The sequence below is a fragment of the Streptomyces sp. NPDC002537 genome (assembly GCF_053594975.1).
Window position 1 is genome coordinate 26,893 of the sequence record NZ_JBSFWT010000072.1, and the last position, 11,664, is coordinate 38,556.

The 11,664-nt window shown below is 67.5% G+C and carries 9 protein-coding genes and 1 pseudogene; 5 read left to right on the top strand and 5 right to left on the bottom strand.

What is annotated here, in order from left to right; translation table 11 throughout:
- Positions 1-459: 459 nt before the first annotated feature.
- Entirely contained in the window at positions 460-1,230 is a 771-nt protein-coding gene (locus ACWD4A_RS26890) for a polysaccharide deacetylase family protein (protein ID WP_451197838.1), read from the top strand.
- Here the strand turns inward: ACWD4A_RS26890 and ACWD4A_RS26895 are convergent.
- Positions 1,211-1,972 (bottom strand): peptidoglycan-binding domain-containing protein, encoded by a 762-nt coding sequence (locus ACWD4A_RS26895; RefSeq protein WP_451197840.1) that lies wholly within the window; start codon positions 1,970-1,972, stop codon positions 1,211-1,213. The two genes, ACWD4A_RS26890 and ACWD4A_RS26895, sit on opposite strands and share 20 nt — an antisense overlap.
- Positions 1,973-2,156: 184 nt before the next feature.
- On the opposite strand from ACWD4A_RS26895, the gene ACWD4A_RS26900 reads away from it, so the two are divergent.
- From ACWD4A_RS26900 to ACWD4A_RS26915, 4 genes are all read left to right on the top strand, one after another.
- Positions 2,157-2,576 carry an SsgA family sporulation/cell division regulator gene (locus ACWD4A_RS26900; protein WP_451197841.1) on the top strand — a complete coding sequence of 140 codons (420 nt, stop codon included), beginning with the start codon at positions 2,157-2,159 and terminating at the stop codon, positions 2,574-2,576.
- Between the two features lie 185 nt (positions 2,577-2,761).
- Entirely contained in the window at positions 2,762-3,442 is a 681-nt protein-coding gene (locus tag ACWD4A_RS26905) for a response regulator (protein WP_451197843.1), read from the top strand.
- Positions 3,443-3,579: 137 nt separating this feature from the next.
- Positions 3,580-4,806, top strand: coding sequence for a sensor histidine kinase (locus tag ACWD4A_RS26910; protein ID WP_451197844.1), 1,227 nt, complete (start codon positions 3,580-3,582; stop codon positions 4,804-4,806).
- A 402-nt stretch (positions 4,807-5,208) separates the two neighbouring features.
- Positions 5,209-6,306 (top strand): LCP family protein, encoded by a 1,098-nt coding sequence (locus ACWD4A_RS26915; protein ID WP_451197845.1) that lies wholly within the window; start codon positions 5,209-5,211, stop codon positions 6,304-6,306.
- Positions 6,307-6,391: 85 nt separating this feature from the next.
- On the opposite strand, the gene ACWD4A_RS26920 is transcribed toward ACWD4A_RS26915, so the two are convergent.
- The 4 genes and pseudogenes from ACWD4A_RS26920 to ACWD4A_RS26935 form a co-directional block, all read right to left on the bottom strand.
- Positions 6,392-8,860, bottom strand: a complete 2,469-nt coding sequence (locus ACWD4A_RS26920; RefSeq protein WP_451197846.1) for a SpoIIE family protein phosphatase — start codon at positions 8,858-8,860, stop codon at positions 6,392-6,394.
- 260 nt (positions 8,861-9,120) lie between these two features.
- Positions 9,121-10,707 carry a hypothetical protein gene (locus ACWD4A_RS26925; protein WP_451197848.1) on the bottom strand — a complete coding sequence of 529 codons (1,587 nt, stop codon included), beginning with the start codon at positions 10,705-10,707 and terminating at the stop codon, positions 9,121-9,123.
- A 338-nt stretch (positions 10,708-11,045) separates the two neighbouring features.
- Positions 11,046-11,375: a helix-turn-helix domain-containing protein gene (locus ACWD4A_RS26930; protein ID WP_451197850.1), complete on the bottom strand. Its 330-nt coding sequence runs from the start codon at positions 11,373-11,375 to the stop codon at positions 11,046-11,048.
- A 79-nt stretch (positions 11,376-11,454) separates the two neighbouring features.
- Positions 11,455-11,664: pseudogene (locus tag ACWD4A_RS26935) on the bottom strand (sugar ABC transporter permease); the annotation flags it as partial.

Genomic DNA, 11,664 nt, shown 5'->3' on the forward strand with positions numbered 1-11,664 from the left:
TTCACCGGGTGCTCGTCCCAGGGCGGTGACCCGGGCTGCAACTTGCCGCTCGCCCAGGCCCGGGTCACCGCTGGGGGTGTGACCGTCCCGGCCGCATGAGGAGGCGCTCACGCGGCCGGGACGGCCTGCGCGCTGGGGACCGACACGCCGCCTGCGCGCTGGACCCACTGCCCGGACTCCAAACCAGCAGTGGGCCACACGGGTACGCTACGGGCGTCGCCGCCGCCGGTGCATCGACCAAAGTATTCTCGGAGAAACGCAAGTTGACACCCGGGAGCGACTCTCGATTCTCCCGCGCTTTGTTCCCGCGCTGCCTCAATTCTCGTCATGTGACTGTTCCGCGGCGTCGCTTCACATTCCGTCCCGCGTGTGTTTGCCTCGAGTTGGTGACGTTTGCCAAGAGCCCCGTCGACCCCGTGAGGTGAACGGCAGGCAGTGAAAAGAGAAGAGAACGGCTTCATGAACGCACCCGAGAAGCGGGGAGATCGATTCGTCCTGACAGCAGTGGCGGCCGCCATAGCCATGTGCATATTCGGAGTGTTCTCCCTGATCTCCCAAGGCGGATCCGACGGGGGCGCGGACCGTGACGCCAAGGCCGCCCAGGACACCGCTTCCCCGAACCCGGGGGTCGATCCCGGGATATCCCGGAAGGCCGAGGACGAAGGGAAGTTCGTCAACCTCACCCTCGACGACGGCCCGGATCCCGCCTGGACCCCCAAGGCCCTGGACCTGTTGGAGAAGCACAACGCCAAAGCCACGTTCTGCATGACGGGTGCCAATGCCGGATCGCACCCGGATCTGGTGAAGCGGATCGTGGCCGCGGGGCATCGGCTCTGCAATCACTCCGTGAGCCACGATGTCACCATGGACCGGAAGGATTTCGCGTACCAGTCGCAGGAGATCCTGGACGCGAAGGACATGATCGACCGGGCGTCCGGCGGAGAGAAGATCTGGTACTACCGTGCCCCTGGTGGTGCCTTCACTCCCGAAAGCCGGAAGCTCGCCGCGAAGAACGGCATGCGACCGCTCGGATGGAATGTGGATCCTGGTGATTACGGGCGGCCCGGTGCCCGCGCCATCCTCAGCAGGATCAAGGGGCAGCTGGCCATGGGGGCCACCATTTTGCTCCATGACGGTGGCGGAGACCGCTCGCAGACCCTGGAGGCCCTGGAAGAGCTGCTGCCGTGGCTGGAGGAACAGGGCTACGGATTCAGCTTCCCGCAGGCGTGACCCTGCCGGACAGCCAGGAAGCCCAGCGGACGAGCGCGGTCCGGGTGGCGGGCCCGTAAGTCCCCTGCTCGTCGTCCTTCACGTCGTCGGCGACCGCTGCCCAAGTCTGGAATCTGCGGACGGATTCCTCTGTCGCGTCATCGAAATGCCCATAGCGATGGCCGTGATAGAGGCCGAGCTGATGGAGCATGTGCTGCATGACCTCCACCGCGGAGCCGCTGTCGCCCTGCCTCAGTACGTTGGGGGTACCTGGTGACGAGGGGCTCGGCGGGGGTTTCTGGGGGCTTGTGCTTTCACGTGGTCCGGCCGAGGACGACGGAGCGGCGGACGGCGGTGTGTTCGCCTCGGTGCCGGGTCCCGCGGTGCCGGTCGGACGGACGCTCTCTTCGCCTGGAGTTCTTGTGCCGGCAGGTGTCGGACGGGTGCGGGCGGGTTCTGTCGGCTCACGCGTGCTCTTTCCGCCGCGGGCCGGTCCGCTCTCTTCCCTGTCGGGAAGTTCAGGGCGTTGCTTGCTCTGGGGGGAGAGGCGGGAAGAGGACGAGCGGTCGAGCTCGCTGATCGCCCCGACGACCACGACGGGGATCGCCGTCACGCCCAGGGTGGCGAGCACCAGGACCCGTCGGCCGCCCAGCAACCGCCGTCGGTGCGAAGCGGGTTCCGGCACGGTGCGGCAGAGCGGCGCGACCTGCTCGGACGCCGACGCGCCGTCGTCGGACGGTGTGTGCCGCTCGTGACTGCTCATGAGGCGCCATTTTCTGCCGCGCGGAGACGGATCTCACGTCCCCGATCGGCCCGGTAGGGAAACGAAGAATTACCGTGGGATCAACCATCGGCCATGGACGAATCAACTTCGGTCCCGGTGGTACAGGCCATTCCGACCAGTAGGCTCCCGCCATGTGGTGTCCGATGCGGGGCTCGAGCGGCCGATGACCGACGCTGCCGTTGAGATGGGTGTGCGAGCTCACCTCGTCACGGACACGGGGCACGGGTTCCCGGTGGACCTGCGACTGCATTACCGGAGGGGCGCACCGTACGAGGTCCGTGCGGAGGTCATCAGAAGCGGCGAGACCTACTGCCGGGTGATATTCGCCCGCGAACTGCTGACATACGGCATCTCCCAGAACGTGGGAAAGAGCACCGTGCAGGTTCGTCCCGGCCCGGGGGCCAATGAAACGTGCCTCAGGATGGCCGGAGGGTTCGCCCTGGAGAAGGACACGCCTCTGGCGCCGGTCATCGAAACCCACTCCCTCATCCGATTCCTGGGGCATACGTATCGACTCGTTCCCCCGGGGACGGAGGGAATGGACTTCGACGCGGAGCTGGCCGACCTGCTGACCGGCCGATGATCTTCACCCTTCGGGTATTCTCGAGACTTCCGTGATCTTATTCGTCAGGCCCCCTGGAAGTTGCTCGGAACAATGGCATAAGGTTTGCCATGCCTCATCTGACGGTGTGTTTGGTCAGCTGAATTTGGCTGGCCCCGGGACGGATGTCCGGGGGTGTCGCCCCTGTCGCAGTGAAGGAAGCGCCGGTGCCGATCCGCGTTCTGATTGTTGATGACCAGAGTCTGATCCGTTCCGGACTGCGTTCGGTGCTGGAGGCGGACGAGGGTATCGAGGTCGTCGCTGAGGCGGCCGACGGCGCGGAGGCGGTCAGTGCCACGCGGGAGCACCGGCCCGATGTCGTCATCATGGACCTGCGGATGCCGCACATCGGAGGGGTGGAGGCCACGCTGCAGCTGATGCGGCTCGAGGACGTCCCACGGGTGCTGGCCCTGACCACCTTCAACACCGACGACCTGGTGATCGAGGCGCTGAAGGCGGGGGCGGCGGGGTTTCTGTTGAAAGACCTCAGGTCGGAGGAGCTGATCGCCGCGGTACGGACGGTGGCCGCCGGCGGTACCGTGCTGTCGCCCGAGATCATGACCAAGCTGGTCGGCAGGGCACAGGCGCGGATGCCGGTCGGCTCCAGCGGCCTGCGGGAGAAGATCAGTTCTCTCACCGACAGTGAGCGCGAGGTCCTCGCTCTCATCGGCGCAGGTTACACCAACCAGAAGATCGCCGAAACGCTCCACCTCTCCCTGGCCAGCGTCAAGACCTACGCCTCCCGCATGCTCGCCCGGCTGGGCCTCGACAACCGCACCCAGGCCGCCATCCTCGCCTACGAAGCCGGCCTCGTGGACACCGACCGCACCCACAACTCCAAGAGGTGATCGCCTCTCCCGCCGGGTGGTCAACTTTTTCCGTTCATCGATCAACTTCCGTTTGAGGATTCACCGTTCGTTCACGTTCAGGTGGGCCGCTCCAGTGCGAATACTGGGAGCGCATCTCCCCTGAAAGAAGCGTCCGTATGTCTGTCCGTACCACCAGCGGGGCCGAGCTGATGGCGAAACGAGCTCCGCTGTGCCGCAGTGGTGCCCGGCCGTTCCTGCATCGCCTGCGGTACCCGGGACCGCGCGGGCTGGACGCCGCCGCCGCTCTGTCGGCGCTGGTCCTCACTCTTCTCGCGGTCTCCGGCGAGTACGGCACAGGGCTTGTGTCCGGTTATCTCATGTCCATGGCCGTGGCCACGGGGTACGCCGCGACCCTTCTCGTGCGCCGTCGGGTGCCGGAACTCGCGGGAGTCGCCAGTGTCCTGGCGACGCTGGCCACGGACGACACCACGCCACTGATCTTCAGTACGTGGGCGCTGGCCCGCCATGGACGGCACGCCCCTTTCGCGTCGGTCGGCGCCATCGCGCTGGGGTACTACCTGACCCGGCCGCTGGTGGGGGAGTCCTTGTTGTCGGGCTCGGTCCTGTACCACGTAGGTGTGCATGTGGTGCTCGTCGCGGTGGTGGCCCGTGTGCTGTGCGGACAGGAACACCGCAATATGTTCTTCCGCCAGCAGGTGCGGCGGCTGCAGGGGACGGTCGACCAGGCCGCCAGATACGCGGTGCTCGAGGAACGTACGCGCCTGGCCTTCGACATGCACGACGGGATCGGCCATCAGGTCGCGGTCGTGAGCATGCAGGCCGCGGCGGTCAAGGTGAACGCGCACAAGCCGGAAAAGGTGCTCGAAGGTGTCCACGTGATCGAGGACGCCTCCCGGGCGGTCATGGCCGAACTGCGGCAAATCCTCGACATGCTCCGCAACGATCCGGGCGACAGCTCCCCGCCGGTCCGCCTCGCCGAGGTGGGTTACCAGGTGTTCCTCGAATCCCTGGTGCGCAATATGAAAGCCATCGGCGTCGACGCCGTGTGTTTCATCGAAGGCACCCCTGTTCCCCTTCCTCAGGAAATCCAGTCCGCCCTCTACCGCATAGGACAGGAAGGGCTGACCAACGCGGTCAAGCACGCGCCCGGTGCCCCCATCCAGATCTCGCTCAGCTTCCAGGAGCACTGGGTCGGTTTCTCCGTCGAGAACGGCCCGTCGACGAGCAAGGGTGCCGCGCTCGGCGGAAGCGGCACGGGGCTGGAGAGCCTGTGCGCGAGGGTATACCGGCTCGACGGCCGCTTCCGGGCGGAACCGACCACTGCCGGAGGGTTCGTTCTCCGTGCCTTTCTGCCGTTGCCCACGAGGTCCGCGGCGGCGTAGGCGAGGTCCGTCGGCACCCGACTTGCGGCAACCGGAAGTTGCGAGTCAAGGGGAAACAGGCTGAATTGAATCAACTTACGGCTACTTCCGGCCCGGACGCATTGATGCGGCACGGTGAAATGTCCGAGACTGCTCATGGCCGCTGCCTGAGACTTTTGCCATAGGGGCGACCTGCGGGTCTCGCCAGATAATGCACTGAGACGCCGGCGAAAGCGCGGGTGGCAGGGGAAGAGCGGCTTCCGCCACAAACCGGCGGCAAGTTCTCTAAGAAGGCCCTTATAAATCGGAGTGCATTCTTGGCGCGTGCTTCCTGTCGGGTGCGCGATGCCGCCCGGGCGGCCACAGGTCGGCCGAAGGGGACGGGGAGAGGCGACCGGACGATCAGCAGAGGACAAGGAACGCATGGCTGATGACAGCAGCGGCGGGCACCGTCGGCGCAGCGAGCAGGGCGGCCGCCGCCGCAAGCCGCGAACCCGCCGCAGGGGATGGCGAATAGCCGCCTGGACGGGAGCGGGCGTCATCCTCGTCGGAGGCGCGGGTGCCGGGTTCCTCTGGTACAAGTTCAACGGCAATCTGCACGCCGTCGACATCGACGCGGCGCTGGGCAAGGACCGTCCGGCCGACGTCGACAACGGCTCGCGGGACATCCTCGTCCTGGGCTCCGACTCCCGGGCGGGCGCGAACAGCAAGTACGGCACGGACGAGGGCGCCCGCTCCGACACCGCGATGATCGTCCATGTTTACGCGGGCGGCAAGAAGGCCAGCGTGGTGAGCATCCCCCGTGACACGCTGGTCCCACGTCCCGAGTGCCTGACACCGGACGGCAGGACGAGCCCGGCGGTCCAGCGCGCGATGTTCAACGAGGCGTACTCGACGGGCGGCGCGGCCTGCGCGGTCAAGACCGTCGAGGCGATGACCGGCATCCGCATGGACCACTACATGGAAGTGGACTTCGCCGGCTTCCAGAAGCTGATCGACAAGCTCGGCGGGGTGAAGGTGACCACGACCAAGCCGATCCGCGACAAGTGGAGCCACCTCGACCTGCGGCCGGGCACCCATACCCTCGACGGCGAGCAGTCCCTCGGCCTGGTGCGCACGCGCCATGGCGTGGGCGACGGCGGCGACCTCGGCCGGATCAAGCTCCAACAGGCTTTCATCAAGGCGCTGCTGGACCAGGTCAAGCACATCGGCCTGTTGAGCAGCCCCTCCAAGCTCTACGGGCTCGCCGACACCGCCACCAAGGCGATCACCACCGACAAGGGACTCGGCAGCGTCGAGAAGCTCTACGGCTTCGCGAACAGCCTCAAAAGCATCGGCGCCGACGACATGCACATGGTCACCCTGCCGACCACCCCGGACGCCAAGGACCCGAACCGGCTGGTGCCGCTCGCCACGGCCGACGAGGTCTGGAAGGCACTCAACGCCGACCGGCCGATCCCGGAGTCGGCCCTCAAGGGCAGCGCGGGTACCAAGACCGGCGCCGACGGCGTCGTGAAATGACAGCGTTGTGAAGTGACAGCGTTGTGAAGTGACAGCGTCGTGAAATGACAGCCGGACGACCCGAGTTCCCCTCCGCACCCGGGGTTCAGGCGTCGAGCCCCGCCCAACCCCCCTCCGAACCCCGACCCGGAGCCGAAGGGAGGTCCTGTTCGGTCCAGATGGTCTTTCCCGTGGCGGCCGGCCGGGTTCCCCACCGGCGGGTGAGCTGGGCGATGAGGAAGAGCCCGCGTCCGCCCTCGTCGGTGGTCCTGGCATGGCGCAGATGCGGTGCGGTGCTGCTTTCGTCGGAGGTCTCACAGATCAGCGTCCGATGGTGGATGAGCCGCAACCGTATGCTCCCGGTGCCGTAACGGATGGCGTTGGTGACCAGTTCGCTGACGATGAGTTCAGTGGTCATCTGCAGCTCGTCGAGGCCCCACACCTGAAGCTGCTCGGTCGCCAGAGCGCGCGCGTGGGAGACGACGGCCGGATCACGGGGGAGTTCCCACTGGACGATCCGATCGGCGCCCAACGCCTGGGTCCGTGTGATGAGAAGGGCCACGTCATCGCTGGGAGGCAGGACGGGAAGGGAACGGATGACGCTTTCGCAGATGACCTCGAGGGGGCGATCGGCGGGGACGAGGTCCCGGATGAGCCGGTCGGCGGTGGGCCCGGCCGCATCGTCGTCGGCGTGCAGAAGCCCATCGGTGTAGAGGGCGACCAGGGTGCCGTCCGCCAGCTCGATCTCGGCGCTCTCGAAGGGCAGGCCACCGACACCGAGCGGCGGACCGGGAGGCAGCTCGGCCAAGGTCGCGGTCCCGCCGGGGCCGATGAGCACGGGCGGGGGATGGCCCGCCGAGGCCATGGTGCACCGGCGGCTCGTGGGGTCGTAGACGAGGCACAGACACGTGGCGCCCAGGCTCTTCGTGCCGGGAGGGGTGTGCTCGGCCAAACGGAGGACGAGGTCGTCCAGGCGGGCGAGAAGCTCGTCGGGAGGCAGGTCCATGGCGGCGAGCGTGTGTACCCCGGTGCGCAGCCGGCCCATGGTGGCGGCGGCCTGGATGCCGTATCCGGTGACGTCGCCGACGACCAGCGCGGTACGGGCGCCGGACAGGGGGATCACGTCGAACCAGTCGCCTCCGATGCCCTCGTCGGCATGCGCCGGAAGATAGCGGGAGGCGATGTCCAGGGTCGTTTCCTCGGCGAGGCGGTGGGGCAGGAGGCTGTGCTGCAGGGTCACGGCGATGGAATGCTCGTGGACGTAGCGGCGCGCGTTCTCCAGACAGAGCGCGCCGCGGGCCATGATCTCCTCGGCCAGGAGCAGATCATCGTGTTCGAACGGATCCTGCCGTTCGTGACGTATCAGGACCGCCACCCCCAGGGCCGTGTCATGAGCCCGCAGCGGTATCACCATCGCGGAGCCGGCACGGCCGCCGGAGTCCGTGCCGGGGACGGCGCCGTGAGCCTCCTGGACGGAGAGGCCGATCCCGGATCCGGAAGTGAGCACCGCGTTCCCGGTGGCCTGGCTCTCCACGACGGGGGACGGGGACGTGTAACCGACCGCGCCACCCGTCGGTGCCACCCAGTACGGGCACGGCAGCCGCACACACTGCTGACCCGCGCGGATGAGCGTGGCGGCGCCCCCGGCGGGGTCCTTCACCGGGTCGTGGCCATTGATCGCCCAGTCCCACAGGTCGACCGTGCAGCAGTCGGCCAGACCGGGCACGATCACATCGCAGATCTCCTGCGCGGTGCGCCATGGGTCCAGGGTGTGCCCCAGCCGGGCACCCACCTCGTTGAGCAGCGCCAGACGCTGCCTCGCCTGCCAGCGGTCGGTGACGTCCAGCGCCATGAAGCCCACACCGACCTTGCCGCTCGTCGTGTCCTCGAGGCGGAAGGCGGACATGGAGAACGCGCGCTCACGAAACGGATCCCTCCGGACACGCCCGTGGTAGACGTGATCGATCTCGGGCTTCCCGGTGTCCAGCACCCGACGTATCCGGTACCGGGCCGTCCGGAGGGCCAGCTCGGGCTGGAGTTCGCCCCAGCGGCGCCCGATGGCCTGCTCACGGGGAACACCGCCGCCGCGTTCCAGAGCGCTGTTGACCCACACGTACCGGAGATCGTCGTCCAGCACGGCCATGGCCACCGGCGACTGGGCGAAGAAGTCCTCGTGAAAGGCGGTGCTCGGCTCCTGCCGTGACCATGGCCGCACCGGGGTGCCCGTGACGAGCCAGTACGCCCGCTCCGGCGGAGAGAGCAGCCGGGATACCCCGGCGAGCACCCGGAGCTCGTGCCCGTCCCGGTGCCGGAGGGACAACAGGCTCCGCGGCCGGGCCTTCTCCTCGCCCTCCACGGCCGCGGCCAGAGCCTTCGGCGCCAGTTCCGGTGCCTCGAGCAAGCTTTCCGCGTCCCGCCCCACCGCCTCGTCCGCGGAATAGCCGAGCAAGCGCTCGGAACCGACGCCCCAGCCCGCCACGACGCCGTGGACATCCACCATGACGACGACAGCCACGTCGACAGCGTCGTCCGCCCCTCCCGCGCCACGGTCATCGGCTCTGCCGGGGGTGGTCACTGCTGCTCCTCCCGTCCATGCCGTGAGGTGCGGCTGTCGCTCTCCTGCCGTCCGTGCGCCTGCGCGTCCGCAGCGTATGGCCGACAGAGAACAGTATGGCTTTGTCATCGCCACGGCGCATGCCTGTGGACTTCGTCCGACGTCAGCGACGGAGAACGACGTATCGTCCCGACCGCTCACGTTGGGTGACCCCTCGGGAGGGGGCGCCCAACGTGAGCGGGCACGGCACGTTCGTTACCGCGGCCCGCGCAGTACGTCCTTCACCACGGCAGCCAGGAGGCGTACTTCTTCTTGGGCTGCGTGGGCCAATCGTCGAATTCACGACCGGCCCACGCCTCGATCTCCTCCGTGCTGAAGGAGCTCAGCTCACGGGTGACATTGCGGACGGAGCCCCGGACGAAATCACGCCAGTAGGCGTCGATCTCGACAAGGGGATCCAGGGTCCAGCCCTTCCCCTTGATGAAGTCCCACATGTCAAGACCCTTGGTGGGAGCGATCTTGCCGAGAAGGAAGGAATCCCGGTTCTCGTCGAGCTGCTCGTGCACCAGCTCCTTGGCCTTCCGCACAGCGCTCTTGCGCGCCGCCTTCGCCAACTCCGGCCGCCGCGCGGCAAGCTGGGCCAGCTCTCGCGCCTTCTCCGCCTGGTATCCCTCCAGAGCCTCGCGGTATTCGGCCGAGTCGAGGCTCCCTCGGCACTGCCGCTGAAGCCCGTCCAGGTACAGGTCGTACCTGGCGTCGATCCCCTCGACAGCGTCCCGGTGCGCGTGGTCCATGAAATCGTCCACCTCGGCCACGGCCTGCCGCACCGAGGACTTGAAGGACCGGATCTGCTCATCCGGCAGCGCCGGATTGAGCATGAAGACATCCGCTGCCGTGTACAGAATCGCGGGAACGGCGATGAGGAGACCGACCGGGCCGAGCCCGGGAACCAGCGCGACGGTGCTCCCCACCACGGCGGAGCCGTCCACGACGACATTGATCGTGTGAGCGCCCGGCTTGCCCTTGGTGTAGTTGATCGACGTGTTGACGAGCCCGCCCACGTCGGCCGCGAGCCCCAGTGGCCCCGCGACCTTCTTGCCCAGCTTCCCGAGGAACTTGACCAGCTTCTCCGAGTCGGCGTGCTTCCCCGCCCGCAGGGCCTTCTCAAGGACCTCCGAACCGGTGGACATCAGGCCGGACGCCGTCGATCCCGTGCTGAGAGCGGTGGTGCCACCGCCCAGGATGACGGTCTGCCAGTCGTCCGCGGTAACCGCCTTGGAGAAGGCGTGGACGTTGGCGATGGTCCCGGCGAACTGGGTACCGAACTTCAGCGCCCGTCCGAAGCCCTTGAAATCGATCTTCTCGAGGCCCTCGTCCGCCACCAGCTGTGCGAAGGCATCGGCGGCCCGTGCGAGACCTGCCTGCGCGATGGGATCCGTCGGCCCGCCGCCGTTCGGAGGGAGAGCGGCCGGCAGCTGCTCCGGCGGGACGATCTGTACGGGCGGGACGTCCACGTGCTCCCAAGCAGGCCTGCCGACATCATCCTGACCGGCGCCGAGCTGGAGGTTCCCCGGCCGGTTGTCACCGCTCTTCCGCACCTCGATGAGCGCCCTGCCCTGCGGCACCTTGCCCGAAGGCGGCTGGATCGCGTACTCCTTGCCGTCGGCCAGGACGGTGTGTTCCGCCACAAAGCCGCCTCGCCCCGCCCGGGTCGTGACGTCGATGTCGACGGCGGCACCCGCACTGCCGGGAGAGCACCGGACCACGAGGGAGCCCTGGCTGTAGATTCCCGTGAATTCGCAGCTGATTCCGCTGTCGTTCACGACCCTGTCGGCCGGGATGGTGCCGATCGGCCGGGTATTCTGCACTGTTCTCTCTCCTCATCCATGCCTGCCAAACGGGTTCCCCTGTCGGCCTTCGGGCCGGACCGGGAGCGCCGAACACCGGCTGTCGCACAGGCACTTCGCGAGAAGTTTCATTTCGAGGCCGGCGGCGTGGTTGTTCGGCCGGTGGGACGGCGCTGATTCATTGCAGCATCGAGATGAGAGCTCTGTAGTCGTCAGAATGTGACATCTCGTCACCTTATGGCCGTTCAGGGTGACCGTGTGTCCTGCGGTCGGCAAGCGCCGTCCGTCTCCCCGCGGAACATCGCACGCAGCGGCGACGCGCAACGGCCGTGCAAGTGCGCGCGCTTGAGCCCCTCGTTCTACTCCGGCGGCATTGGACCGTGGTCGCGGGGGCGGGGTATCAGCGGCGGGCCGACGCTCCTTCCGTCGGCCGGCCGTCGGCTCTGCTCCTCCGGCATGTACCAACTGACCTTCTCCGGCTCGGGGATCAGCAGTTCGCCGATCTCGCAGTCGAGGACCACGCAGATGACATCCAGGTCCTTGAGCTTGAGCGAGAGGGGCTGACCGGACCACAGTCCGGACATCTTCGCGGACGAGATCACCAAACCGTACTCGGCAAGGCTCCGCTGGAGATCGGTCGCTTTCCAGATGCCCTTCTTGGCGGCGATCAGCCGCAGATTCCAATGCATCGTGGGATTCCTTCCAGTGTCGTTCGTGGTCCGCTGCCGCCCGGCCGGGCGGCAGCGGACCGGGGTGGCCGGACGTCGTCTACGCGCGGCCTGTTGTCTTCTGAGCGCGGCGGGAGACCGAGTCGATGACGACAGCGGCGAGGAGGACCGCGCCGGTGATCATGTACTGGATGGCCGACGCGATGCCGAGGAGGGCCATGCCGGAGGCGATGGACTGGATGACGAGGACGCCGAGCAGTGCGGACCAGGTTTTGCCGCGGCCGCCGAAGAGGCTGGTGCCGCCGATGAC